This is a genomic window from Aquimarina sp. 2-A2, assembly GCF_045505135.1.
Lineage (GTDB): Bacteria > Bacteroidota > Bacteroidia > Flavobacteriales > Flavobacteriaceae > Aquimarina > Aquimarina intermedia.
Map to the genome: position 1 here is coordinate 84,816 of NZ_JBJKFI010000004.1, position 25,015 is coordinate 109,830.

Sequence of the window (25,015 nt, forward strand, 5' to 3'; positions counted from 1 at the left end):
TACAATGAGCACAACGAGTATAACGATCTATCAAAATTTAGGAAAATTGTTCTATGCTATTGCCGCCATTGATCGTGTAATTCGCGCTAAAGAATATGCAAAGCTAAAGGAGTTGGTTAAAAAGGATTGGGTGGCTGTGGATCAATTAACGGATGAGTTTAAAACGGATGCTGCATTTCAAATAGAAATTGTTTTTGATTGGCTTGAGAATGAAGACAAAGATCCTAATGAATGTTATGATGATTTTGAATCGTATTACAAGGAAAACACCCCACATTTTGATGCCTCTATAAAGAAACTAATATGGAAAACAGCTAATGAAATTGCCAATGCATTTTCCGGAAGAAATAAAGCTGAGGTTATACTGCTTACAAAATTGAAACTATTACTTGCATCATAATCGTTTTATGATATGCGTCATATTTTATACGTCATAATACAACTACGTTTGTCCCTAAAAACTGATACTTATGAAATTTCAACCACTACTATTACTCCTTTCACTACTGTTTGCATCCTGCAAAAATGAAAATCAAAAAGAGTTGATTAAAGCAGACAACCAGGTTACAACTACAGAAGTTATGAAGGATACTTTTGAGAATCAACATTTTTTTTCTGAAGACAAATTATCACCCGATTATAATAAATCGCAACGGTTTAAAAGAGAAAAGCTTTTAGCTCTTGAGGATAAAAAAGAAGCATTAAAAGATCTTGTGAGCACAAAAACATTTAGTAAAGAAACCGATGACTATATTTTAAACTATCGATACCCTTATCTAAATGAAGGAATGAATGCTTCGCATAAAACATTTAATAATTATATTAAAGAAACCTATCTAAACATCGCCGCTACCGAAAACGAAATTTTAGAAGATAAAGCACTTTTGTGCGATACGCTCAATATCAAAAGATTTATGGATAAGCGCACAATTGATTACAAACTATTTTCGGCAAAAGACAATCTGGTGAGTGTGGTGCTTTATAAAGAAAATTATTATTCGGGCACCGTACATTCAGTTTATAGCTTTGATTGCTTAAATTATAATACAAATACTTCAGAGTTTATGACATTCAACGATATCTTTATTCCAAATGCCGAATCAGAAGTACTTACTATTATCAACCATACTATTACTCAAGGATTAGCATCGGGTGAGCTTTATTATGAGTGTTGGGAACTTTCTCCCGGAGATTTCCAGGTATATAAAAACAATTTTGTTATAAATGACGCGCTGATTACTTTCTATTTTGATGATTGTGTGGTGTGTCCTTCCTATACGGGTACATATAGTATTGAAATTCCCACAGCTCGTTTTAAAACACTCCTCAAAAAAGATAATATTTTGTTATAACTCTGTTGTCTATTTTCTAAATCTGACCTGACAAAACATGATTTTGTGTATCTTTCTGCTACTTTAAAACAATATATGATGAAAAGTAACTTTAATAAACTTATAGACTCCCCTACACCCGTTCTTATTGACTTTTTTGCAGATTGGTGTGGTCCGTGTAAAATGTTGGGACCCATTTTAAAAGAAGTAAAAGAAGATCTCGGAGATGAAGTTAAAATAATTAAAATCGATGTAGATGCCAATCAAAACCTTGCTTCTCAATATCAAGTGAGAGGCGTTCCTACCATGTTATTATTTAAAGACGGAAAACAAGTTTGGCGACAATCGGGAGTTCTGCAGAAAAATGATATTATACAGGTCATTAATTCACATAAATAACAATTTTGAATATCAATCAATACATTGACCATACCCTACTGAAACCGCAAGCGGTAGCTGATGATATTAACACTTTATGTGAGGAAGCCATAACCCATAATTTTTATGCGGTTTGTTTAAATGGATGTTTTGTAACGCAAGCAGTCAAACTACTTCAAGATACCGCTGTTAAAGTAGCGGCCGTCATTGGATTTCCTCTTGGAGCAATGGCAACTAAAGCTAAAGTTTTTGAAGCAACACAAGCGATAGCAGATGGTGCTGACGAAATTGATATGGTTCTTAACATAGGCTGGCTCAAAGCTGGTGATCATGACGCTGTCGAAAGAGAAATAAAAGAGATCAAAACAGCTATTGGCGAAAAGGTCTTAAAAGTAATTATTGAAACCTGTTTCCTGAACGTTACTGAAAAAAAAGTAGCCTGTCAATTATGTGTCAATGCCGGTGCGGACTTTGTAAAGACTTCAACTGGTTTTGGTACCGGCGGAGCAACCATGGATGACATAGAATTGATGAAAGAAGAGGTTGGAAGTTTGGTTAAGATAAAAGCCTCTGGCGGAATTAAAGATTATGCCACTGCAAAAGCCTATATCGACCTCGGAGTTACCAGAATCGGAACCTCATCGGGCGTTGCCATTATGTTAGCAAGTAAATCATAACGTATGAGTATCCATATAAACGCCCAACCGGGAGATGTTGCCGAAACCATATTGCTACCGGGAGACCCGATGCGGGCCAAATGGATTGCTGAAACTTTTCTTGAGAAGGTTGTATGTTATAATGAAGTTCGTGGAATGCTAGGCTATACCGGTTATTACCAAGGCAAGCGTGTTTCGGTACAAGGAACAGGTATGGGTATTCCGTCTGCGCTTATTTATGCTCACGAATTAATCACCGACTATAAAGTAAAAAACCTGATTCGTGTTGGCTCTGCAGGCTCTTATCAAAAAGATCTAAACCCACGTGATATCGTAATCGCTATGTCTGCATCATCCACGTCGGGCATTAATAACGCACGATTTATCAATTCGGATTATGCACCCACTGCCAATTTTGAGTTGTTGATGAAAGCGGTAGACTATTGTCAGAAGAACACTATTGCTTTCAAAGCCGGTAACGTCCTCTCATCTGATGAGTTTTACGAAGACAATAAAGATTCCTACAAAAAATGGGCAGATTTTGGTGTTTTATGTGTAGAAATGGAAACTGCAGGACTCTATACCATCGCAGCTAAACACAACATAAATGCCTTATCCATTTTGACCATTTCGGATTCCCTGGTTACAGGAGAAGAATTATCAGCAAAGGATCGGGAAACCGGTTTTAGTACTATGGTAAGAATTGCACTAAGTACGCTATAAAAAAAGGAGAAAATCTATGATAGATTTTCTCCTTCTCATTGTATATTTTCCTCTTTTATATTTTAAATGTGAGCACCGGTAATTCTGAATGGTTGGCGATACGTTCTGTAATGCTTCCGCTAAAGAAATGGGCTATTCCGCGTCTGCCGTGTGTGGGTAATGCTATGATATCTGCTCCGATTTTATCGCTATACTTGAAAAGTGCACTTTCAACAGAATAATCGTTCAAATAGACTACCTTATCCATAACACTCAAATCTCCGGACTCAGCTTTGAATAAAAACTCACTTACATGCTCTTCTATTTGTGAAGTACTCTTAAAAGTTTCGTCCGGCAGGTTCACGTATACCAAACGAACATTTGAACCAAGTAGCTTAAAAAGTTTCATAGCTTTATGATACACGCCAATATTCTCCATTTTAAAATCACATGCAAATACTACTTCTTTTACATTGAAGTCTTTGGCTTTATGTTTAATAACCAAAACAGGGACATCAGAGGTTCGCACAACTTTTTCGGTATTCGAGCCCACAAAAACTTCTTCAAGACCACTTGAACCATGAGAACCCATGACGATTAGATCAACATCGTTTTCGTTTACCACGGTATTGATTTCGCTAAAAATCTTATAATTCTGCACCATTTCGCTCACTTTTATACCTTTTAAATAAGGCTTATCCAAAAAAGTATTAAATCGCTTTTCGGCGAGTCGCATATAAAACTGTGCTTCCGTAGCTTCTTGAGCTTCATCCTTGGTAAGAATAGCTTCAGACAATCCCATCATATGTAAAACTATGATTTCAGAATTGTTTTGTTTAGCTAATGTAGCAGCAACCTCTAATGCGTACTCCGAGTATTTTGAAAAATCAACAGGGACAAGTAATTTCTTCATAATGTTTAAAATTTATACTCAAAAGTACTATCTGATGAGGTTTTGAACTATGATAAATATCATAAGAGCATCGGGTTAAATTTCAAAGCATTATACATGATAATTCTCATTTTTTTGCTCGTTGTTCCTAACTACTTTTAAAATCTCAATTAAAAATATACAAATGGAAACAATCACACAAGAGGTACACAGTATGCCAAGAATAGGAGATGATGCACCGGACTTCGAAGCTACAACGACGCATGGAAATATGAAATTCTCTGAATTTGCTGATTCCAAATGGGTTATTTTATTTTCTCATCCAGCCGATTTTACTCCCGTTTGCACCACAGAACTTAGTGGTTTTGCGCAGCGCAAAAATGATTTTGAAGCATTAAAAACTAAACTAATAGGATTAAGTATTGACAGTATACACTCCCACTTAGCCTGGGTAAACAATGTGCATGAAAAGACGGATGTTTATCTCGATTTTCCAATCATTGCTGACATTGATATGAAAGTTGCCAAGTTATATGGTATGTTACAACCTAACGAAAGTGAAACTGCTGCTGTACGCGCAGTATTTTTTATTGATCCCTATCAGAAAATACGACTTATAATGTATTATCCGCTGAACGTTGGTCGCAATATGGATGAAATTTTAAGAGCGTTGGAAGCATTGCAGGTTTCGGATGAACATAAGGTTGCATTACCGCTTAACTGGAAAAAAGGCGATAAGGTAATTGTGCCTCCACCTAAAACCTTACAACAAATGGAGCATAGAATTAAAGATACCTCCTGTGAGAAAATTGATTTCTATTTAGCCAAAAAAGATTTAAAACTAGAGTAATGAGAATGCTGAAATAACTACGCATTTTGGATGCAAATGGATGCGTTGGTATGCCTTCCGGTTTAGTGGTCATGGGAGTAAGATAAAATTGTGCTTGCAGTATTGGTTATACCAAAAAGTTTACTCCGGACTCTAAATTGAAACGATTTTTTATTAAAAATTCTTCCAAAGAGCACTGGAGACTCTGGATTATACGAAAATACATCCTTCTCTTCTTGTACTGGAATAAAATGCTAAAAGGCAAGGAAGTATAACGCATCCTTGTCAAATTAAATAATAATAAAGAACATGAACAGAACCTTCAGTATATTCTTCCTCTTGCTGAATCTTCACCTATCGTGTGCTCATAAAAAGGAGGCTATATTTCCGTCTAGAGGTCTCATTACAGAATCAGTATATTCATCGGTAACTGTACAACCAGACAGTCTCTATCAGGCGTATGCTACTGTTCAGGGAATACTAGACGCGAATTTGGTTGAGGAAGGTGATCTGGTATCCAAAAATGAAGCTATACTAAAAATAACCAACACCGCACCAAGGCTCAATGCCGAGAACGCAGCCTTAACATATCAATTGGCTAAAGAAAATTATCAGGGAAACGCACAGTTACTTAAAACACTAAAAAATGAAATAGAAGCTGCAACCTTAAAGGTAAATAACGATTCTATCAATTATTACAGACAAAAAAGCTTATGGAATCAAAATATTGGTTCCAAAATTGAATATGATACAAAATATTTAACCTATCAACTCTCATCCAATACCCTTAAACAATTAAAAACAAAATATCAGCAAACCAAAAATGAACTGAGTACACAGGTTAAACAATCCAAAAATTTGTATAAGAATGCCACTGTTTTACTAAAGGATCATACCATAGTAAGTAAAATTGACGGTAAAATCTATGCCATATATAAAAACCCGGGAGAACTCGTGAATACAATGGAACCGCTTGCCGCAATCGGCAACGCAACGGTATTTGTTCTCGAAATGCTGGTTGACGAAGTTGATATCGTTAAAATTAAAAAAGACCAGAACGTCCTTGTTACTCTAGATGCGTATAATCAAAAGGTATTTGAGGCCAGCGTACATAAAATCTACCCTAAAAAAGATCAACGAAATCAAACCTTTACGGTGGAAGCATATTTTAAAAACCCTCCTGAAATATTATATCCGGGATTGGCAGGAGAGGCAAATATTATTATCGCTTCCAAAGATAATAGTCTCTTTATTCCTAAAGAATATCTTATAGAAAACCAGCGAGTCAGCACTGATAGTGGAGAAATTAAGATAGTAAAAGGAATAGAAAATATGGAATATGTCGAAATAGTATCAGGACTGGAAGAAACTACGCAAATCTATAAACCAGATTAAAATGAACTGGACGGTAATCCTACATATAGCAAAGACTCATCTGCTGACTAAAATTAAACAAACGGCCACCGCTGCTTTGGGGGTAACCTTTGGTATAGGTGCGTATATCACCTTGGTATGTTTTATGACAGGACTCAATAGCATGCTTGATGATCTAATTCTCAACCAAACTCCGCATATTCATATTTTCAACGAAATTGAACCTTCAAAAAAACAACCCATTGATCTGTACACTAAGATTGAGAGTTCTTTGAATATGGTGCACTCTATTAAACCAAAACAAAGCCAAAAAAAAATTCATAATGCACTCCCCTTATTAACATATCTTAATAACGACGCAAAAGTTAGAGGTGCCACTCCTCAAATAAAAACTCAGATTTTTTACATAGCAGGGTCTATAGAATTAGGAGGTAATTTGACGGGCATTGAAGTTTTGGAAGAAGCTCGTCTGTTCAATTTTGACGATTATATAATTAATGGAACTACCCTGGATTTGCAAAATACAGACAATGGTATTCTATTAGGAGCGGGCATCGCAGATAAAATGTCTTTGGATATTGGGGATCGAGTCTTGGTGAGTACAATAAAAGGCGATATTTTTCCATTAAAAATTGTTGGAATGTTTCAAAGTGGTATCGCTGATATAGACAACATACAGAGTTTTGTGAAATTAAAAACGATACAGCGTATTTTGGGGGAAGCCGAAAATTATATTACTGATATCAATGTAAAACTTTATGACCTTGCAGAAGCTATACCCATGGCACAACGTATTGAAGCTCAATTTAATCTGAAAGCCATTGATATAACCACCGCAAATGCTCAATTTGAAACGGGTACAACGATACGAAATTTAATCACCTATGCAGTTTCGATCACTTTATTAATTGTTGCCGGTTTTGGTATTTATAATATTTTAAATATGTTGATTTATGAGAAGATGAATGACATTGCGATTCTTAAAGCTACAGGTTTTTCTGGTAAAGATGTCCAAATGATATTTATGAGTCAGGCTATCATCATCGGACTTGTCGGAGGTTTTTTTGGGCTCCTGATCGGGTATGTGCTATCCTCAATAATTGATCGGATTCCATTTAATACCGAAGCGCTTCCTACCGTTACTACCTATCCTATCAACCATAACATCTGGTTTTATGTGATCGGGATTACTTTTGCCATGTTTTCGACTTTTCTAGCCGGATACCTTCCCTCCCAAAAAGCAAAAAAAATAGATCCCGTTCAAATTATCAGAGGTCAATAACTTACTCCCATGAATACAGTCTTAGAAGCAAAAAATATCAATAAATATTTCGAAAAGCCTGTATCTTTTCATGTGTTGAAGGATATCAATTTTAAAATAAAAGAAGGTGAGTTCGCTTCGATAATGGGTAAATCAGGCTGTGGCAAGTCTACATTGCTCTATATTTTATCTACTATGGATACAGACTATCAAGGTCAACTGTTTCTGAATAATGAATTAATCACGGGACAAAAACGAGATATCCTTTCGCGCATTAGAAATAAACATATTGGCTTTGTCTTTCAGTTTCATTACTTACTTTCAGAATTTTCAGTATTAGAAAATGTGATGCTGCCTGCCAAAAAACTTGGAGAAAAATCGCTCCCGGAGATTAAAGCATATGCTATGGAAAAGTTAAGAATTTTAGATATCCATACGTTGGCTGACAAAAAAGCTTCAAGAATATCCGGAGGAGAAAAACAACGGGTAGCGATTGCACGTGCTCTAATAAATGATCCTGCTATCATTATGGGTGACGAGCCCACGGGGAATCTGGATAGTCATAATTCTGAAAATGTGTTCAATATCTTCAGACAGCTTTGTGATGACCAAGGCTTATCATTATTGGTGGTTACACACGACAAAGATTTTGCCGATAAGACAGATCGCATTATTGAGATGGAGGATGGGAGAATCATTCATAGTTAAAACTCAAAAGCCAATACGATTCTTGAGTGAAGGCACTTCCCATTGAATCATTTCTTTCAAAAATTCATCTACCTTTTCAACAATAAGTTTTTCTGAAATATCGGTAGGTTTAAAAACACCAAGTTCTTGAATATTACTTTCCTGACTTGAACTTTCGACTAGAGGAAACATAATAAATATATATACATCTCCATTATGCATTTGTGAAAAGACCAATGCGCTACCTCCAATAAATTGATATGCCGGAATTTGATTGGTACAGTCAATCAGTTCTGGCGGAAAAGCATAAAAATTAATATTTACTGCTTCGTTATTGCCAATCCAACTAAGTTCTTGTACCTCCCATCCTATCGGATATTGATTTTCAATAGTCTTTAGAACGCTGTGAATTAGCTTTTTTGTTGTTTGTTTCCACACAGTCTTCTTTTCTACAACCGTACGTATCGATTCTTTATAATCGTTTACGCGTTCTTCCAGATGTTCGATTTTCATAATAATCGTAGTATTTATAAATAATAATCAATAAGAATATAGATCTCTATTATTCTTTTTTTTCTTTTAACCGCTCTTGCTTTTTAAAATAACCTCTCAAAAGAAAATTATGCTGCAAAGCTTCCATGCTTTGATTAAATTTATAGGTTCCTTCCTTGATATAGAATAATGTTGAATCAATAGACTGAACTGCTGAAGCATCGTTTGTTAGGTAATTAAGTACACCATCCGCGTCTTTTAGCTGCTCAAAATAATTAGTAAGATCTGTACTCATTTGCTTTATCTTCATACTGGATTCGTCCAAATTAGCTAACAAATTTTTGATTTGCTTACCTGATACTGTATCAAATGCAATCGTGTTTAATACTGAGTTGTTGCTTTGGATCGTCTTGAATGCAGCATTGGTTTCTCTTAAAACCTGAGATGCCTGAGCACTAGCTAATTTGAGATTATTCATAGTTTTTTTGAGATCTTTAGCAACTAAGGAGTCGTTGATAAGCATACCCAAGGTTCCTTTACCATTCAATATCTTAGTGGTTAACTTCAATAAATCGGCTGTAAGAAGGGCTGCATTTTCATTTGTAACATTCAGTGTAGTTAGCATATCATCTGCACCTATTCTACTATAGGTACGTATGGTATCGCCGCTTTTTACTATTGTTCCATCTCCTGATTGCGGAATAATATTGATGAGCATATTACCCACCAACCCATCAGATCCAATCGTAGCAATTGCGTTTTGTTTGATGTGCTGGCTCAAATCTTCTTGGATTGACATTCCTACGACAATTCTGGAGTCATTAATCATTAAAATTTTATTGACAACTCCTACATTAATGCCGGCATGTCGCACATTATTACCTAGTTGCAACCCATTTAAGTTTTTAAACTCCGCGTACAATTTGATAGTATTACTAAATAGATTTTGACGTTTTCCTATAAAATACAACGCTGATACCAGAATAAGGGTGCCTAAAACAACAAAAACACCAAGTCTAAAATTTTGAGAAATACTTTTTTTTATACCACTCATATCAATGATTATTTAAAAAATGCTTTGACCAAAGGATCTGTAGACTGCACCAATTGTTTGTAAGTACCCTCGATATAGTTTACGCCGTTGATCAATAAAATTATCTTGTTAGAAATTACACGTGCACAATCCACATCATGGGTAATAATCAACGATGAAGTATTGTATTTTTTCTGAATGGTTCTCATGAGCTCTATAATTTCTTTGGCAGTTATCGGGTCCAGTCCTGTAGTAGGTTCGTCATAAAGAATAATCTTTGGTTTTAATATCAAGGCTCTGGCGAGTGCCACTCTGCGTTTCATTCCACCAGAAAGTTCAGCAGGCATTAAATCAATTGCTTCCGATAAGCCCACATTCTCCAGCGCTTCTTTAACTAAATTTATGTTTGATTCTATTATTCCCAATCGCTCCTTATGTCGTCTCAAAGGAAACTCCAAATTCTCTCGAACCGTCATAGAATCGTACAAGGCACTACCTTGAAACAAAAAACCTATCTCTGTTCTCAATATATCTAATTCTTGAGGTCTCATCATGGTTATATCTTTACCTCGGATAGTTATTGTACCACTATCTGCTTGCATCAAACCAACCAGGCACTTAATCATTACTGATTTACCTGATCCCGATTTTCCCATGACTACCAAGTTCTCACCCTCATACAATTTCAAGTTGAAACCATTCAATACCCTATTGTTACCAAAGCTTTTAACCAGACTATCTATTTGTAAAACCGGATCTGTATTTATTTCGTCTTTCATATTTCAAAAAATATATCGGTCACAAAAACAGCGATAAAATCTATTATGAATAAGAGCATAGAACTATAAACAACTGCCGCGTTTGAGGCTTCGCCTACCCCAACGGTTCCTTTTTTGCAAAAATATCCTTTATAACACCCCACAAGACCAATGGCAAAGCCGAAAAAAAATGTTTTGATTGTCGCTGGTATAAGGTCGTTAAAGTGTAAAGCATTAAAAACTTTACCAAAGTATAATTGATAGGATACTGCACCTTTTAGGTTCTCGACTATGGCTGAACCTATCAAAGCAATCGCATCTCCAAAAATTACTAGAATAGGTAACATTAGCGTAGCTGCCGTTATTCTGGTAATCACTAAATATTTGAATGGATTAGTCCCCGAAACCTCCATCGCATCAATCTGTTCTGTTACCCTCATGGAACCCAGTTCTGCTCCAATTCCGGAACCTATTCTACCTGCACAAATTAATGCAGTAATCACAGGACCTATCTCTCGCACTATCGATATACTTACCATAGATGGCATCCAGGACTCTGCTCCGAATTGCATCAATGTCGGACGAGACTGTAAGGTAAATACCAGCCCCAGTATAAACCCTGTCACTCCAACCAATAGCAATGATTTATTTCCAATTTGATAGCATTGTCTTAATAGCTCTTTAAACTCGAAAGGCGGTGAAAAAACTTCTTTGAAATAACGGTGCGCAAAGAAAGAAAGTTCTCCTATTTCGATAAAAAAGTTTCTAAAACGAACTAATACCTCTTGCGAATATGCCATGATCTCTTGAGTTCCTTAAATGTCTACACTACCCAGTCTTTTATCGTTCTACCATACTAAAAGCATCTAAAACTAAAGATAAGCACGTTGATGAACTATGATAAAAATCATCAGTTGCTTGGTTGATCTATCATCTGGACACCGAAATCTTGAAATAATAGAAAAGAGAAAATCCATCTCGCAAGTTGATATTTAAAAAATATAAATATCTTTAGCTTAACAATCTAAACTTTTGATTTATGAAAAAATTAGTTATTCTAGTCTTAGTACTCACAACCACAATTGCTTCTGCTCAAAAAAGAAAGGACAAAGAAGGAAGTATTAAAAACCTGAAAGGTATTACAGCTTATAATTTGGTTTTCGATTATGAAAATCTGAAAGTTGATAAATTTGATACCGAAGAAGAGTTTCTTGAAGATAAAATGGGTAAGCGAGAAGAGAAAGAGGCCGGTAAAGGAGAAGAATTTAAGAAAAATTGGTTTGCCGATCGTGAAAATCGCTATGAGCCAAAATTCATTGAATCTTTTAACAAACGATTTGATGCGGATGAGATGAAGGCTGACAAAAACTTAGCTGAAGCAACGCACACCATGAAAATTAAAACGACTTGGATTTACCCCGGCTACAATGTTGGTGTAATGCGTCAGCCAGCAAAATTAAATGCTACCATAAGCGTATATGCGAATGACAATCCTAATAAAATTTTATATAAAACTGATTATATAAAAGCACTTGGTAACGGAGCTATGGGATACGATTTTAATTCGGGGTATAGGATCTCTGAGAGCTATGCAAAGCTAGCCAAAACTTTAGCTTATCACATTAAGAAGAAAGCTAAATAAGAAGTAAGATAAAATTAAAAAGTCGGTTGCATTAAGGTACAACCGACTTTTTTATAAGAACTTTTTTTGATTATATTTTCTTTGAATGTAGACGGTATCGCCAAAAGGAAACGCCACCAAGGATTACTAAAAACAAAATAGAATAATATACTGAGCTTGGAGTAATAACCTTATCACCACTAGCATACGAATGCAACCCTTTTAGATAAAAGTTAACTCCAAAATAGGTCATCAAAATACTATAAACTGCCAATATAGAGGCAAAATTGTACCACCACTTACTTCGCAATCCGGGAACCAGTCGCATGTGAATAACAAAAGCATATACCATAATACTAATTAGTGCCCATGTTTCTTTAGGATCCCATCCCCAGTAACGACCCCAACTCTCATTAGCCCACATCCCTCCTAAGAAATTACCAATAGTAAGCATTACTAGACCAATGGTTAAAGCCATTTCATTAATAATAGTGATTTCTCTAATATTAAGATCCATTTTCTTTTTATTCGACTTGGTTGTCAAAATCATTAATATCAGTGCAAGTATTCCCAAAATTGCTCCAACAAAAAATGGTCCATAGCTCGCTACAATTATAGAGACATGGATAAGTACCCAATATGAATCCAAAACAGGCTGCAAATTAGCTATTGCCGGATCTGTCCAGTTTTCATGCGCAAAAAATAATATGATCGCCGCTACAAAGGTAGTTGCCGCAATAGTTAGATTACTTTTTCTTCCAAAAGCTAAACCTAATGCCAACGTAGCCCATGCCACATAGATCATTGACTCATATGCATCACTCCAGGGAGCGTGACCCGATACATACCATCGCATAATTAGACCTGCTGTATGCAACAAGAAAAGCAATATAGTAAGCCCTATGACTCCGTAAATTATACCGCGTATTGCCTTTTTATCCTTAAAAATTCTTACAACTACAAAAACCATCAATAACAAACCAACGACTCCATAATATTTATATAAGGAACGAAAAATATCATATTTATTAAGTGCAATTTCAGTTTTGATTTTATTCTCGGAAGGAAGGATATCGGCTCCAAATTTTTGCTGAAAGCTTTTGATACTTTCTACATATTGATCGGGTTTACTATAATCTCCCGTGGCGCGTGCCTCTTGCAACGACTGACGATAAATTGCAAGTATTTGACGGGTATAGACAGAATCCATACCTTTAAATCCTGCCTCATTAAGCTCTGGTACAGAAACCCATTTTTTGTTCTCATCGTTCGGAATCGGAAAAACCCGCAGAATTCCGCCACCCAGGGCTTGATTCAATAAGTAGAATTTTTCATGTGTTTTTAAGAAATCCTTATCAAAACTTGAAGGTGTATTTGTAGTACTGGCAGCTTCCAAATATGGATCTAATTTATACGAACCATCCGGCTCAAATAAATCTATCAGTGAAATTCTACGTTCTGTTTTAGGTACACCTAAGATTCTACGAATACTGTCATTTTCTTTCTTGATTTCAATAATAGGCACGCTATACCAAATAAATGGATTTTCAAGCATCGAAACAAACACCTGATCGGCATTCAGCCCCTCATACGTATCATCTTTACTCAATTTTCTAAGTAATTCAGAAGAAAAGGTGTTTACAGGTTTCATGCGTCCGCGCTCATCCTGAATTACTATGCTTCCAAATTTTGCTGCATGTTCTTTAGGAACCAGGTTAGCTTTGATAACAGAATCCAACTCAGCTTTGCTTGGTAACGTTTGCAACGGACCCGCTACATGCCCGGATTCTGTTTGAGCAAAAGAAAAACCAGTACATAATAGGGCCAATAAAACGGTCAACCTTTTCTTTTTATTTTTCACCTTAGAAAGCATCACATCCAAATCTTTAAAACGGGAACCTTTCGTAAATAAAATTAACATCATTCCAAGATATAAAAGCATATACCCTGCATAGGTAATATAGGTTCCCCAGAAATCATGATTAACTGAAAGAATAGTTCCTTTTTCATCAGGATCAAAAGACGCCTGAAAAAAGCGGTACCCTTTGTGGTCCAAAATATGATTCATATAAATGTCATAGGGAGTTGAGCTGTTACCTTCAACAATTTCTACTTTACTCTTGTACGATTTATAAACTTTTTCAGTTCCAGGATATTTTTCTGCAATAAAATCATTGAGTTTCAATGCGAAAGGTAATTCTAGACGTTTTGAACCATAACTAAAATACATCTCAAGACCGCCCAAAGAAATTTTTTCCATATCATTTGCATAGCCCTTACCCCCTAACAACTTAACTTCTCTGGTCTCACCATTTGTTGTGACGGCAATTGTAAGTGCATCTTGTTGTCCTTTCTCTTTCACTTCGATAGGTACAATGTCATACACACCCTTAATTACGGGATCCGGAATCACGAACTGCATTCCGGCAGTTTGATATAAGGAACGTAACATCAACGGTTGCTTTTCACCTTTAGTCAAAGTTCCTTGTAATTGATCTGCCATACGCATGTAAGTTCCATCAAATGGAGAATCAATAAAATACTCATCATTCTCATAGGTGATATTAATAGCACCCTCGGTAGGTTTATTAAAAGCAATTAGTACATTATGAATGTTAGATACTTCACCGGCTTCGAGAAAATGGTCGTGCCGATTACCATCTCCGGCTTCAACAATCTTAAGATACTCAGTTCCTTCGTCTGATGGAACAAGTCCTAACTCAGCACCGTTTATAAAATTTTTGTAATCAATAATGACCTCTTGTTGATTATAGTCTGTCTCAATAGTAAAATCATTCTTGGTCGCCTCAGCTAACTCTAAATCTTCAGAAACAACCCGTCTTCTCGGTTCTCCATTAATTTCACCATCCATAAAAACGGTTAAATATGTTTTTTCTGATAAAAATGTAGACGTAGTCTCCCCTTCTCTAATTGGCATAACGCCCTCATAACTGATATATCTGGTAACAAAAGCACCTAAAAGAATCAAAATAAAGGATAAGTGAAGCAAAAGTGTTGCCCACTTTTCTCTTTTATATAGTTTATAGCGTACGATATTTCCGCAAAAGTTAATAACAAAAAAAGCCATTATAGCTTCAAACCACCAGGTATTATAGACCCAAATACGTGCAGCTGTAGTTCCATAATCATCTTCTAAGAAAGTTCCTACCCCCATAGAAACTGCAAACACTATGAACAAAAGGGCCATGATACGTGTGGAGAACAAAATACTAAGCAATCTATTTTGCATAATCTATTTTCTTTTTTAGCTCGGCAAATTTAATGATTTTAAGAAGATTTTAAGCCATGAACCTACAGTATATATTCGCTTTTAACAGAACTCGTTTTCTAAGGTGACAATTTGTTTTAACTTCCTTATTTTTGCGGAATGATACGGGTAATACTTCTTGGTTCTGGTAATGTGGCTGTTCATTTATATGAAGCCATACAAGCTATGAATACATTTACTGTAATTCAATGCTACAACAGACGCGGGATGTTGCTCCATCCTAATCAGGAACCCGGAGTTGTGACCTCTGATTTTTCAAAAATAAAAGAGGCTGATCTATATATTATCGCAGTAAGCGACACTTCTATATCAGATGTTTCGGAAAATTTACAATTTAAGAATCGCTTAGTTGTACATACCTCTGGAAGTGTAGCAATGAATGCAATTCATGACAAGCATCGCAAAGGAGTACTGTATCCGTTACAGAGTTTTAGTATTAATAAGCCTGTGGATTTTAAAACCATTCCCATGTGTTTAGAAGCGGAACAAGATGACGATTTCGACATACTTCAACAATTGGCTGAAGGTTTATCACGCCAAGTATATGCCATCACATCAGCGCAGCGTAAGACCATTCATCTAGCAGCGGTATTTGTAAATAATTTCACCAATCACTTGTACCATATTGGAAAAGAAATTTGTGATCAGCATGAGGTTCCCTTTGAAATATTACAACCTTTAATACAGGAAACATCGGCTAAGATAGTTTCGACTTCGCCACTAGAGGCACAAACCGGTCCGGCAAGACGTCATGACCAGGCTACCATACAAAAACAATTAGAAGCTTTGACAAGCCCATTGTATAAAGCGCTTTACGAAAATTTTACTAAATCTATTCAAAATACACATGGAGAAGAGTTATAAAGAATATTTACAACATATTACAACGTTTATATTTGATGTAGACGGGGTGTTAACTAATGGCAATGTCGTAGTTCACACGGATGGACAATTGTTACGAACAATGAATATCAAAGATGGATATGCCTTAAAAACAGCAGTTCAAAATGGATTTAATGTTTGCGTTATATCAGGCGGCACCAATGAAGGGGTTAGACAACGCCTAAGAGGTTTAGGAATTACGGATATATACCTTGGTGCGCACCATAAAGTGGATCAGTTGGATGAATATATGGATATCTACAATATCAAAGCCGAAAACGTGCTGTATATGGGCGATGATATTCCCGACTTACCGGTAATGGAAATGATTGGTTTACCAACTTGTCCGCAAGATGCGGTTCCAGAAATCAAGGCGATATCTAAATATGTATCCAATAAAAAAGGAGGTAAAGGATGTGTACGTGATGTAATTGAGCAGGTATTAAAAGTACAAGGCAAATGGATGAATCAATTTGATGCCAAATATGATTAATGATCAAACAAATTAATTTTACTGCTACCTATGAAAATTGTTTTTGCCACCAATAACCCAAATAAGTTAAAAGAAATTCAGTCTATTGTTCCCGATTCGGTTACTATTGTAAGTTTAAAGGATATTGGTTGTGAGGAAGATATTCCTGAAACTTCACCAACTATTGAAGAAAATGCCGTTCAAAAAGCAACCTATGTTAAAGAAAAGTATGGGTATGATTGTTTTGCCGACGATACAGGTTTAGAGATAAAATCGTTAAATAATGAACCAGGTGTATATTCTGCCCGTTATGCCGGCTCAGCTAGGGATTCAAAAGCTAATATAGCTAAGGTCCTCACTAATCTTAACGGTATATCTGATCGATCTGCGCGTTTCAAAACTGTAATTGCATTACAGCTTGGAGAAACTACACGCACCTTTACCGGTATCTGTGAAGGTTCCATTAATCAAGAGCCAACAGGCGATCAGGGCTTTGGGTATGATCCTGTTTTTATTCCTGAAGGATACACGGAAACGTTTGCCGAACTACCCGCCTCCTTAAAAAATGAAATAAGCCATCGGGCAAAAGCTATGCAGAAGCTACTTAACTTTATAGAAGAAAATTTGTCATAATTCATATTTTACTTTCTCAGCAAATAAAAAAGCCTCTGGGGCTGAGGCTTTTTCGTTCTGGGGTAACTAATAATGTAAACTTGTGGGCAAAAAAATTCAAACAAACAATTAAAAAACAACTATAATTTTTCTCTTACTTTTTCTTTGATCAAATATACTTCCGTTGTGCACAAAAGATTGAAAATGAAAAGCAATGAATTGTTTAAAATCGGATGAAAAGCAATATTAATCGGTAAAGTGTATTTAAAGTTTTTTTACATCCCATTTGCTTTAAAAAAAATATGGCTAAGCTTATAGTTTCGTTGCATACTTTTCAAGATTATCGTAACATTACGTCATAAAATTTCTAAACACATTCATGAAAAGTCAAGCTAATTCTTCTAGTGCCCCAGAAAATGATGAAATTATTGATAATAGAGAATTAAGTATTTGGGAAGCCATACTCCCAATTATCATATTAGTAGGTATGTTATTTTATAACGTAGCATTTGCCTTTGGTGATGATGCACTAAGTGGGAGTAATCAGTTTATTTTACTTCTGGGAGCAGCTGTAGCAGCTATAGTGGGATTTTTTAATAAGGTTTCCTATGGTACAATGATGGAGGAAATCGCAAAAAATATAAAGTCTACTTCTAGCGCACTTCTAATTTTGTTGATGGTAGGTTCCCTTGCCGGAACTTGGTTAATTAGCGGAATCATACCAACAATGATCTATTACGGCTTGCAAATTTTAAACCCAACTATCTTTTTGGCCGCTTGTGTGGTGATATGTGCCATAATTTCTATAGCGACCGGGAGTTCATGGACCACCTCGGCAACAGTAGGGATCGCATTGATCGGTATTGGTGATACTTTAGGAATTTCGTTAGGTATGACTGCGGGAGCTGTAATTTCCGGAGCCTATTTTGGGGATAAGATGTCTCCACTGTCTGATACCACAAATCTAGCCCCTGCCATGGCTGGTGCTGATTTGTTTACTCATATAAAATATATGATGTACACTACCATCCCGACTGTTACCATTACACTCATTGTCTTTACGATCATTGGGTTTACCATAACTACCACGGGAGCACCGGAGATCAGTGGTCAGCTTGCAGCAATTGATAATGCGTTTACTATCACTCCGTGGCTATTTTTGGTGCCGGCACTGGTTATTCTACTGATCATAAGAAAAACACCCCCATTAATAGCATTGCTTGCGGGAACACTTCTAGGAGCGGTAGCTGCTATTATTGCTCAACCCGATATTGTTATGAATATTGCCGGTAGCAAAGTATTAGATTTTAATTCGGCTTATATCGGAGTAATGAAAGCTATTACCGTTGATACCGCTGTAGAAACTTCAAGCACTCAGTTAAATGATCTTTTTGCTTCTGGCGGAATGGCAGGGATGTTGGGCACAATATGGTTGATAGTGTGCGCCATGGTTTTTGGTGGAGTCATGGATGCTATAGGAGCACTTGCCCGTATTAGTAAAGCCTTACTTAGCTTATTTGATTCTATATTTGGATTGTTTGCAAGTACTGCTTTGAGCTGTGTGGTGCTTAATGCGACTGCTTCTGATCAATATTTGGCTATTGTAGTGCCTGGCAGAATGTATGCCAAAGCATTTAAAGATAAAGGTCTTGCACCCGAGAATCTCAGTCGTACTTTAGAAGATTCGGGTACGGTAACTTCTGTATTGATTCCATATAACACTTGCGGTGCCTACCAAAGTGGTGTATTAGGCGTGCCCGTAGCAGAATACTTCGTATATGCCATCTTTAATTGGCTAAGTCCCTTTATGACCCTTTTCTTTGCGGCCTTTAGTATAAAAATTAGAAAGTTGGTTACTTCAAATTAAATTTTGATATCTACAAGGCATAATTTTCAAAAATTCAGAATAGGAAGACTTGAAAACTATGCCTCAAGCTCTTAATCCAAAATAGGAATAGGTTTTTTATCGTGGTCGATTGCTACAAACTTGAAGTGTCCAGAAACGGCGATTTCCCGATCATAAGTATACATATCTTCCTTATAAATATCAACTTTAACCAAACAACTTGTTCGTCCGACTTCGCTTACTTTTGCCACTAGCTCTATAATGGATCCTGCCGGAATTGGTTTTTCAAAATCAATTTTATCACTTGAGATAGTAACTACTTTTTTTCTGCTAAAACGGGTTGCACAAATAAAAGAAACTTCGTCCATAAGTTGCAAGGCTGTTCCACCGAATAAAGTTTCATAATGATTGGTAGTATTAGGAAAAACAGCTTTAAAAATACGAGTCTCTGAGGTTTTAATAAGTTCTGCAATAGATGACATCATGGTACGTATTGGTTTATATTATAAAGTATAATGTCAAAGGTACTTTTATCCTCTTATATTTGTACTATCTATTAAAAAAGAATGCATGAATATTATTGAGAGTCTACAATGGCGCTATGCAACTAAAAAGTTTGATCCTTCTCGACTACTTCCAAAGGAAAAAATTGATATTTTGGCACAAGCCTTTAATCTTACGGCTACCTCCTATGGTCTACAACCGCTTCGGTTAGTTATTATCCAAGATAAAAAGCTACAACAGGAATTAACCAAGCATTCATGGAATCAACATCAGGTTGCCGATGCATCACATCTACTTATTTTGTGTATTGAAAAACGTGTGGCAGAAACTTTTATAACTAAGCATTTTGAGAATGTAAAAGCCATCCGTAATACAGATGACACAATTCTGGATCCTTTTAAGCAACAATTAATAACCTCTTTTAGGGATAAGCCAAAAGAAGATATTACAAATTGGGCAGCCAAGCAAGCGTATCTCGCTATGGGAAATTTACTAACTGTATGTGCTACAGAACAAATAGATGCATGCCCCATGGAAGGCTTTATTCCTGAGAAGTACGATGAAATTTTAAATTTAAGCGAAAATGATCTTTCTTCGGTACTCGTCTTACCGGTAGGTTATCGAGCGGAAGATGACATGTTTTCTAAGCTACAAAAAGTAAGACGGGATATGGGAGAAACCGTTATCTACCACAATGCTGATAACTAAGTTTTCAGTATTCAAAAAATAATATTAATTGGCATGAATCACCTTCTTTTAGGTATTTTTGCCAATAGCAATACCGTAAACTAGATATACGGATATTATACTATAATCACTTTTAAAACAAAACTGAATGCCAGGATTTGAATTATTTGGAGCAGAAGAAAAAAAAGAGGTACAAGATGTATTAGACAATGGTGTCTTAATGCGATATGGTTTTGATGGCATGCGTAATGGACATCATAAAGCGCTGGAGCTAGAACAAGCTTTAGCTAAAAGAATGGAGTCAGATTATGCTCAAGTTGTATCAAGCGGAACCGCTGCGTTAACAGTTGCATTGGCCAGCGCGGGTGTTGGTCATGGTGACGAGGTTATTGTACCTACCTTCACATTTGTAGCTAGTTTTGAGGCTGTCTTATCCGTAGGTGCTATTCCTATCTTATGTGACATAGATGATACATTGACACTAAAACCTGAAGCAGTAGAAGCGGCAATCACTGAAAATACAAAGGTTATTATGCCTGTACATATGTGCGGTTCTATGGCTGATCTTGATGCCCTTCGAGAAATTTGTGATACACACGATCTTATATTATTAGAAGATGCTTGTCAGGCAATCGGAGGCACCTATGATAATAAGCCACTGGGAAGTATAGGAGATCTAGGATGTTTTAGTTTTGATTATGTAAAAACCATAACCTGTGGTGAAGGTGGTGGTCTCATTACAAATTCTAAAGAGTATGCTGAGCGTGCACATAAATATCAGGATCACGGACATGATCACATTGGTAATGATCGCGGAGCTGAATCGCATCCATTCTTAGGGTACAATTATCGCTTATCAGAATTAAATGCTGCTGTTGGAATCGCGCAATTAAGAAAATTAGATGAAACCTTAGCAAAACAGAAAAGAACTTATACAGTTTTACGTGACGCTTTAACCACTATTCCTGAAGTGACTTTTAGAAAAGTTCCTTTAAAAGGAGAAGAAAGCTACGCTTTTTTGAATATTTTCTTACCCACTGAAGATTTAGCCAGAAAAGCACATAAAGCCTTGGGCAGTTATGGGGTTGATGCGTGTTTCTATTGGTATGATAACAACTGGCATTATTACAAAAAATGGGAACATTTGTTGAATCCAAGTACGTTGGTCCGATTCTCTGATACGATAAACAAACGTCTCAAAGACAATAACAGAAGCTTCGAGGAGAGTGATGCCTGGATGGGACGAACAGTTTCATGCCTAATAAAGGTTGGATGGTCTCAACAGGAGGTTCAGGAAAGAGCTGGACGTATGGTATCAGCCATTCAAAGTGTTTTGTAAAGAACCAATAGATACTATAAATAAAAATGCGTGATTCTTTTAAGAGAATCACGCATTTTTTTATACTTTTTGAATATGGTTAATACGTTACATATTCCATTATTTCTAAACCGTAGCCTATCATTCCAACTCTTTTTTGTTGTACTGAGTTAGAGACCAAGCGAAGCTTGTGTACATTTAAGTCATGTAATATTTGAGCGCCGATACCAAAATCCTTACTATCCATTATAATTGCAGGAGCTTTGACCACTTCTTTACCGTTTTGCAGTTCTTTGAGACCTTTGAGACGATTAAGTAAGTTAAGCGATTGACTTTCCTGATTAATAAAAATGATAACCCCCTTGCCTTCGTTATTGATACGCTGAAACATCGCATCCAAGCGCTTATCTGCATTATTAGTCAATGTACCTAAGATATCATTATTGAACAAGGTAGAATTCACACGTGTTAATACAGGTTCATTATCAGCCCACTGCCCTTTGGTCAATGCTATATGGATTTGATTATTAGTAGTTTGCTTATATGCTCTGAGACGATATTCTCCAAAACGCGTTACTATATCAAAATCTTCTTTTTTCTCAATTAGAGAATCATGTTGCATCCTATAAGCCACCAAATCCTCGATAGAAACAAGTTTAATATCAAATTTTCTTGCTACTTCAACCAATTGTGGCAGTCTTGCCATGGTACCATCTTCATTCATAATTTCGACAATCACACCAGCAGGCTTGAGTCCTGCCAGTCTGGCAAAATCTATAGCAGCTTCTGTGTGACCTGTACGACGTAACACGCCTCCTTGTTTTGCTTTTAAAGGAAAAATATGACCTGGTCTGGCAAGTTCATGAGGTTTTGTGTTAGGATTTGTTAAAGCATTCACCGTTTTTGCACGATCGCTTGCAGAAATACCTGTTGTTACTCCTTCTCCTTTTAAATCAACTGATATTGTAAAAGCCGTTTCTAAAGGATCCGTGTTATTACCAACCATCATATTCAACTTCAGCTCTTCGCAACGTTTTTCAGTTAACGGAGCACATATAAGTCCCCTACCATGTGTTGCCATAAAATTGATCATTTCTGGTGTCACTTTTTCGGCTGCTGCCAAAAAATCCCCTTCATTCTCCCGATCTTCATCATCGACCACTATAATAACTTTACCTTGACGGATATCATCAATGGCTTCTTGTATAGTATTCAGTTTCAATTTGGGCTTACTTTCAGTAGTTTGAGACATACTTTTTATCTTATGTATTCTTGGCAAAGATACCTAAACTCTCGAATTATTTGACTTTAGTACTTCTTTTTGTAAATATTTTCTTTATCGGCTGGATAAAAATATCCATATTAAATATTTGCTGATCCGTTGTCGCTTTATAGGTTAAGAAAATACTTAACGGGAAAATTATAAAGGTAGATAACCATGATCCCACAAATGGCGGAATTCCACCTTCTTCAGCACTGTTTTTTGCAAAAACTCCAATAAAATGATAGGTAAGAAATAAGGTTACCCCTATAACAATAGGAAGTCCTAATCCTCCTTTGCGTATAATGGCTCCCAGAGGTGCTCCTACAAAAAAGAGCAACACGCAAGCAATTCCCAAGGCATATTTATCATGCAAGGACATTTCATATTTGTTTAAATATTTTCGCTTAACTTTAAGACTGTTTTCTACGCTATTCAATCTTCTCAAAACCCCGTCAACATTAGAGTGTGCCAAACTAGCGATTTGCATCTTTTCTCGGGTATTGAATAGCGAGAGAAGATTTAATGTATCTGGTGTAAATTTTTTAATACTGTCTTTTTCCAGGTTTTTACTAAGATCATCAACTCCATTACGCCTTGATACTTCGCTACGAGCTGATATCATTTCATTATCTACTTTGGTAGAAAGCGTATCAATTTCTGCTCTCAAATCTCCCACATTAAGCATATTATGCCCTTTTCTATAATTTTGAGCGTTCATGTCAACCGTTCCTAATTCTGATAGATCAATATTCAAAACGTATTCTTCAAACTGAACTTTAGCAAAAGGTAATTTTCTCTTATTCTCCCTGGAGGTAGGCTGTACTTCGTTATAATAGTTACCGTCCTTGAGAACGAGTGTAACGAGATCAGATTCGGTACTCCCTTTCAACTCCCCATCGTTTGCTTTTATTACTACAAAGTTACCCGGTTTATCATCTTTTAAATGTATAATTACATCTCTCAGATATTGATCGTTATCCCCGTATTTCTCCGCGACCTTAATATTAAAATCCCCAAGATCATTAAATTGGTTCGCCGTTATCACCATGGCGGGCTTTACCTGTACAATATTTTTACGAAGATTAATAAATTTCCTTTCGGATGCAGGAATAACTGTGTTTGAAAAGAAAAATGCACCAATACCCACCAATACAATAAAAACGGATAAGGTTCGCATCGCCCTTTTAAGTGAAATCCCAGAAGATTTCATAGCTGCGAATTCATAATTCTCAGCAAAATTCCCAAATATCATTATCGAACTCAGCAATATGGTTAGCGGTAGTACCATAGGAATTAACCGAGGAGACGCCAACATTAAAAATTTCAAAATAACACTGAGATCTAAATCTTTACCTGCTAACTCTGATATAAACAACCAGATCGTTTGCAGCAAAAGAATAAACATGATAATTAGAAAAAGCGGAAAAAACGTTTTTAAAAATGTAGTAAGAATATATCGATCTAAGATTTTCAATGGAAGTGATTAATCTAAACGGTTTATATAATAATTATCATACTTTGATTCATCAAAAACGAATAAGGTTTTTGAGAGCGGCTGATTGGTCTTAAAACTATTCACTGTAAAAGTTACATTCGTACCATTATGCTGCGTCTGAATCATTTTGTAAATATGCTTTGTTTCTTTATCTATACCAAGTAAAATTTCTTTTAATTCACTATTAGAATCTATAGGAACTAATTTAATGAATTGAATTTTACGTCCGTTGATATCCTGAACATTGTCCATATCATAACGATAACCATCTTCATAAAAAGTAAGCATTTTGGAAGGAGTAATACTACTCTCATCTTCTTCATTCTGATTAGAGATACTAATCTCTTCATCTTCAGGTACTATTAAATGCAATTTTTTACCATCATACATTTGTTTAGTCCCCATTAAATTAAGAACATACTGATTCCCTTTTATCGTTACATCCCCTCTTGTTTCCTGAGAAACATTTTCTTTAGGATTGCTCAAAGCGTACTTAAAACCAATAACAATATTGTCATAACTTTTTACCTTTTGCGACACCTGATCCAATAACGATTTAGCTTCTTGCGCTTGCATCGCATTTACTCCAACTACAAATAATAGAAATACTACTAACTTTTTCATTTTATGAT

The 25,015-nt window shown here is 36.0% G+C and carries 26 protein-coding genes; 16 read left to right on the forward strand and 10 right to left on the reverse strand.

Annotation, left to right across the window (positions count from 1 at the left end):
- The first annotated feature begins 4 nt into the window (after positions 1-4).
- The 5 genes from ACJRPK_RS11120 (at position 5) to deoD (ending at position 3,088) form a co-directional block, all read left to right on the forward strand.
- A complete protein-coding gene (locus tag ACJRPK_RS11120) occupies positions 5-400 on the forward strand; it encodes a hypothetical protein (protein WP_407139975.1) in 396 nt (131 codons plus the stop codon).
- Positions 401-470: 70 nt separating this feature from the next.
- Entirely contained in the window at positions 471-1,352 is an 882-nt protein-coding gene (locus tag ACJRPK_RS11125) for an RsiV family protein (RefSeq protein WP_407139976.1), read from the forward strand.
- Between the two features lie 78 nt (positions 1,353-1,430).
- Positions 1,431-1,730 carry a thioredoxin gene (gene trxA, locus ACJRPK_RS11130; RefSeq protein WP_148782400.1) on the forward strand — a complete coding sequence of 100 codons (300 nt, stop codon included), beginning with the start codon at positions 1,431-1,433 and terminating at the stop codon, positions 1,728-1,730.
- Positions 1,731-1,735: 5 nt separating this feature from the next.
- Entirely contained in the window at positions 1,736-2,386 is a 651-nt protein-coding gene (gene deoC / locus ACJRPK_RS11135) for a deoxyribose-phosphate aldolase (protein ID WP_407139977.1), read from the forward strand.
- 3 nt (positions 2,387-2,389) lie between these two features.
- Positions 2,390-3,088, forward strand: coding sequence for a purine-nucleoside phosphorylase (gene deoD, locus ACJRPK_RS11140; protein WP_407139978.1), 699 nt, complete (start codon positions 2,390-2,392; stop codon positions 3,086-3,088).
- A gap of 55 nt (positions 3,089-3,143) precedes the next feature.
- On the opposite strand, the gene ACJRPK_RS11145 is transcribed toward deoD, so the two are convergent.
- Positions 3,144-3,980: a universal stress protein gene (locus tag ACJRPK_RS11145; protein ID WP_407139979.1), complete on the reverse strand. Its 837-nt coding sequence runs from the start codon at positions 3,978-3,980 to the stop codon at positions 3,144-3,146.
- A 163-nt stretch (positions 3,981-4,143) separates the two neighbouring features.
- Between ACJRPK_RS11145 and ACJRPK_RS11150 the strand changes: the two genes are divergently transcribed.
- The 4 genes from ACJRPK_RS11150 (at position 4,144) to ACJRPK_RS11165 (ending at position 8,131) form a co-directional block, all read left to right on the forward strand.
- Positions 4,144-4,809 (forward strand): peroxiredoxin, encoded by a 666-nt coding sequence (locus ACJRPK_RS11150; protein WP_407139980.1) that lies wholly within the window; start codon positions 4,144-4,146, stop codon positions 4,807-4,809.
- Between the two features lie 288 nt (positions 4,810-5,097).
- A complete protein-coding gene (locus tag ACJRPK_RS11155; protein WP_407139981.1) occupies positions 5,098-6,183 on the forward strand; it encodes an efflux RND transporter periplasmic adaptor subunit in 1,086 nt (361 codons plus the stop codon).
- Position 6,184: 1 nt separating this feature from the next.
- Positions 6,185-7,444 (forward strand): ABC transporter permease, encoded by a 1,260-nt coding sequence (locus ACJRPK_RS11160; RefSeq protein WP_407139982.1) that lies wholly within the window; start codon positions 6,185-6,187, stop codon positions 7,442-7,444.
- 9 nt (positions 7,445-7,453) lie between these two features.
- On the forward strand, positions 7,454-8,131 hold the full coding sequence (locus tag ACJRPK_RS11165) for an ABC transporter ATP-binding protein (RefSeq protein WP_407139983.1): 678 nt from the start codon (positions 7,454-7,456) through the stop codon (positions 8,129-8,131).
- 3 nt (positions 8,132-8,134) lie between these two features.
- Here ACJRPK_RS11165 and ACJRPK_RS11170 read toward each other — a convergent pair whose 3' ends face one another.
- The 4 genes from ACJRPK_RS11170 to ACJRPK_RS11185 are packed head-to-tail and all read right to left on the reverse strand — an operon-like array spanning position 8,135 to position 11,193.
- On the reverse strand, positions 8,135-8,623 hold the full coding sequence (locus ACJRPK_RS11170; RefSeq protein ID WP_407139984.1) for a hypothetical protein: 489 nt from the start codon (positions 8,621-8,623) through the stop codon (positions 8,135-8,137).
- Between the two features lie 49 nt (positions 8,624-8,672).
- Positions 8,673-9,656: an MlaD family protein gene (locus ACJRPK_RS11175; protein WP_407139985.1), complete on the reverse strand. Its 984-nt coding sequence runs from the start codon at positions 9,654-9,656 to the stop codon at positions 8,673-8,675.
- A gap of 8 nt (positions 9,657-9,664) precedes the next feature.
- The gene (locus tag ACJRPK_RS11180; RefSeq protein WP_407139986.1) at positions 9,665-10,414 is read right to left on the reverse strand and encodes an ABC transporter ATP-binding protein; all 750 of its coding nucleotides are present in this window, start codon (positions 10,412-10,414) and stop codon (positions 9,665-9,667) included.
- A complete protein-coding gene (locus tag ACJRPK_RS11185) occupies positions 10,411-11,193 on the reverse strand; it encodes an MlaE family ABC transporter permease (RefSeq protein ID WP_407139987.1) in 783 nt (260 codons plus the stop codon). The genes ACJRPK_RS11180 and ACJRPK_RS11185 overlap by 4 nt, the downstream gene beginning before the upstream one ends.
- Before the next feature lie 239 nt (positions 11,194-11,432).
- On the opposite strand from ACJRPK_RS11185, the gene ACJRPK_RS11190 reads away from it, so the two are divergent.
- Entirely contained in the window at positions 11,433-12,035 is a 603-nt protein-coding gene (locus ACJRPK_RS11190) for a hypothetical protein (RefSeq protein ID WP_407139988.1), read from the forward strand.
- 70 nt (positions 12,036-12,105) lie between these two features.
- Here the strand turns inward: ACJRPK_RS11190 and ccsA are convergent, their stop codons facing one another.
- Positions 12,106-15,264 carry a cytochrome c biogenesis protein CcsA gene (gene ccsA / locus ACJRPK_RS11195; protein WP_407139989.1) on the reverse strand — a complete coding sequence of 1,053 codons (3,159 nt, stop codon included), beginning with the start codon at positions 15,262-15,264 and terminating at the stop codon, positions 12,106-12,108.
- A 138-nt stretch (positions 15,265-15,402) separates the two neighbouring features.
- Between ccsA and ACJRPK_RS11200 the strand changes: the two genes are divergently transcribed.
- The 4 genes from ACJRPK_RS11200 (at position 15,403) to nhaC (ending at position 19,136) form a co-directional block, all read left to right on the forward strand.
- Complete coding sequence (locus tag ACJRPK_RS11200) at positions 15,403-16,167, forward strand: Rossmann-like and DUF2520 domain-containing protein (protein WP_407139990.1); 765 nt, start codon at positions 15,403-15,405, stop codon at positions 16,165-16,167.
- Positions 16,151-16,678, forward strand: coding sequence for an HAD family hydrolase (locus ACJRPK_RS11205; protein ID WP_148782415.1), 528 nt, complete (start codon positions 16,151-16,153; stop codon positions 16,676-16,678). Before ACJRPK_RS11200 ends, ACJRPK_RS11205 begins: the two co-directional genes overlap by 17 nt.
- A gap of 30 nt (positions 16,679-16,708) precedes the next feature.
- Positions 16,709-17,290 (forward strand): non-canonical purine NTP diphosphatase, encoded by a 582-nt coding sequence (locus ACJRPK_RS11210; RefSeq protein ID WP_407139991.1) that lies wholly within the window; start codon positions 16,709-16,711, stop codon positions 17,288-17,290.
- 358 nt (positions 17,291-17,648) lie between these two features.
- The gene (gene nhaC, locus ACJRPK_RS11215; RefSeq protein ID WP_407139992.1) at positions 17,649-19,136 is read left to right on the forward strand and encodes a Na+/H+ antiporter NhaC; all 1,488 of its coding nucleotides are present in this window, start codon (positions 17,649-17,651) and stop codon (positions 19,134-19,136) included.
- A 71-nt stretch (positions 19,137-19,207) separates the two neighbouring features.
- Here nhaC and ACJRPK_RS11220 read toward each other — a convergent pair whose 3' ends face one another.
- Positions 19,208-19,597 carry an acyl-CoA thioesterase gene (locus ACJRPK_RS11220; RefSeq protein WP_407140255.1) on the reverse strand — a complete coding sequence of 130 codons (390 nt, stop codon included), beginning with the start codon at positions 19,595-19,597 and terminating at the stop codon, positions 19,208-19,210.
- 88 nt (positions 19,598-19,685) lie between these two features.
- Here ACJRPK_RS11220 and ACJRPK_RS11225 point away from each other — a divergent pair, with 88 nt between their 5' ends.
- Both ACJRPK_RS11225 and ACJRPK_RS11230 read left to right on the forward strand, forming a co-directional pair.
- Positions 19,686-20,327 (forward strand): NAD(P)H-dependent oxidoreductase, encoded by a 642-nt coding sequence (locus ACJRPK_RS11225; protein ID WP_407139993.1) that lies wholly within the window; start codon positions 19,686-19,688, stop codon positions 20,325-20,327.
- Positions 20,328-20,454: 127 nt separating this feature from the next.
- On the forward strand, positions 20,455-21,645 hold the full coding sequence (locus ACJRPK_RS11230; RefSeq protein ID WP_407139994.1) for a DegT/DnrJ/EryC1/StrS family aminotransferase: 1,191 nt from the start codon (positions 20,455-20,457) through the stop codon (positions 21,643-21,645).
- Between the two features lie 79 nt (positions 21,646-21,724).
- Here ACJRPK_RS11230 and ribB read toward each other — a convergent pair whose 3' ends face one another.
- From ribB to ACJRPK_RS11245, 3 genes are read right to left on the reverse strand one after another with little or no spacing between them, the layout of a single operon-like run.
- Positions 21,725-22,876 carry a 3,4-dihydroxy-2-butanone-4-phosphate synthase gene (gene ribB, locus ACJRPK_RS11235; protein WP_407139995.1) on the reverse strand — a complete coding sequence of 384 codons (1,152 nt, stop codon included), beginning with the start codon at positions 22,874-22,876 and terminating at the stop codon, positions 21,725-21,727.
- Between the two features lie 46 nt (positions 22,877-22,922).
- Positions 22,923-24,362, reverse strand: a complete 1,440-nt coding sequence (locus ACJRPK_RS11240) for an LptF/LptG family permease (RefSeq protein WP_407139996.1) — start codon at positions 24,360-24,362, stop codon at positions 22,923-22,925.
- A gap of 9 nt (positions 24,363-24,371) precedes the next feature.
- Positions 24,372-25,007 (reverse strand): LolA family protein, encoded by a 636-nt coding sequence (locus tag ACJRPK_RS11245; RefSeq protein WP_407139997.1) that lies wholly within the window; start codon positions 25,005-25,007, stop codon positions 24,372-24,374.
- Positions 25,008-25,015: the final 8 nt, after the last annotated feature.

Excerpts from the sequence above, each read along its gene's own strand:
- ACJRPK_RS11120 (WP_407139975.1), top strand. The coding sequence starts at position 5 with ATGAGCACAACGAGTATAACGATCTATCAAAATTTAGGAAAATTGTTC.
- ACJRPK_RS11125 (WP_407139976.1), top strand. The coding sequence starts at position 471 with ATGAAATTTCAACCACTACTATTACTCCTTTCACTACTGTTTGCATCC.
- trxA (WP_148782400.1), top strand. The coding sequence starts at position 1,431 with ATGAAAAGTAACTTTAATAAACTTATAGACTCCCCTACACCCGTTCTT.
- deoD (WP_407139978.1), top strand. The coding sequence starts at position 2,390 with ATGAGTATCCATATAAACGCCCAACCGGGAGATGTTGCCGAAACCATA.
- ACJRPK_RS11145 (WP_407139979.1), bottom strand. The coding sequence starts at position 3,980 with ATGAAGAAATTACTTGTCCCTGTTGATTTTTCAAAATACTCGGAGTAC.
- ACJRPK_RS11150 (WP_407139980.1), top strand. The coding sequence starts at position 4,144 with ATGGAAACAATCACACAAGAGGTACACAGTATGCCAAGAATAGGAGAT.
- ACJRPK_RS11155 (WP_407139981.1), top strand. The coding sequence starts at position 5,098 with ATGAACAGAACCTTCAGTATATTCTTCCTCTTGCTGAATCTTCACCTA.
- ACJRPK_RS11160 (WP_407139982.1), top strand. The coding sequence starts at position 6,185 with ATGAACTGGACGGTAATCCTACATATAGCAAAGACTCATCTGCTGACT.
- ACJRPK_RS11165 (WP_407139983.1), top strand. The coding sequence starts at position 7,454 with ATGAATACAGTCTTAGAAGCAAAAAATATCAATAAATATTTCGAAAAG.
- ACJRPK_RS11170 (WP_407139984.1), bottom strand. The coding sequence starts at position 8,623 with ATGAAAATCGAACATCTGGAAGAACGCGTAAACGATTATAAAGAATCG.
- ACJRPK_RS11175 (WP_407139985.1), bottom strand. The coding sequence starts at position 9,656 with ATGAGTGGTATAAAAAAAAGTATTTCTCAAAATTTTAGACTTGGTGTT.
- ACJRPK_RS11180 (WP_407139986.1), bottom strand. The coding sequence starts at position 10,414 with ATGAAAGACGAAATAAATACAGATCCGGTTTTACAAATAGATAGTCTG.
- ACJRPK_RS11185 (WP_407139987.1), bottom strand. The coding sequence starts at position 11,193 with ATGGCATATTCGCAAGAGGTATTAGTTCGTTTTAGAAACTTTTTTATC.
- ACJRPK_RS11190 (WP_407139988.1), top strand. The coding sequence starts at position 11,433 with ATGAAAAAATTAGTTATTCTAGTCTTAGTACTCACAACCACAATTGCT.
- ccsA (WP_407139989.1), bottom strand. The coding sequence starts at position 15,264 with ATGCAAAATAGATTGCTTAGTATTTTGTTCTCCACACGTATCATGGCC.
- ACJRPK_RS11200 (WP_407139990.1), top strand. The coding sequence starts at position 15,403 with ATGATACGGGTAATACTTCTTGGTTCTGGTAATGTGGCTGTTCATTTA.
- ACJRPK_RS11205 (WP_148782415.1), top strand. The coding sequence starts at position 16,151 with ATGGAGAAGAGTTATAAAGAATATTTACAACATATTACAACGTTTATA.
- ACJRPK_RS11210 (WP_407139991.1), top strand. The coding sequence starts at position 16,709 with ATGAAAATTGTTTTTGCCACCAATAACCCAAATAAGTTAAAAGAAATT.
- nhaC (WP_407139992.1), top strand. The coding sequence starts at position 17,649 with ATGAAAAGTCAAGCTAATTCTTCTAGTGCCCCAGAAAATGATGAAATT.
- ACJRPK_RS11220 (WP_407140255.1), bottom strand. The coding sequence starts at position 19,597 with ATGTCATCTATTGCAGAACTTATTAAAACCTCAGAGACTCGTATTTTT.
- ACJRPK_RS11225 (WP_407139993.1), top strand. The coding sequence starts at position 19,686 with ATGAATATTATTGAGAGTCTACAATGGCGCTATGCAACTAAAAAGTTT.
- ACJRPK_RS11230 (WP_407139994.1), top strand. The coding sequence starts at position 20,455 with ATGCCAGGATTTGAATTATTTGGAGCAGAAGAAAAAAAAGAGGTACAA.
- ribB (WP_407139995.1), bottom strand. The coding sequence starts at position 22,876 with ATGTCTCAAACTACTGAAAGTAAGCCCAAATTGAAACTGAATACTATA.
- ACJRPK_RS11245 (WP_407139997.1), bottom strand. The coding sequence starts at position 25,007 with ATGAAAAAGTTAGTAGTATTTCTATTATTTGTAGTTGGAGTAAATGCG.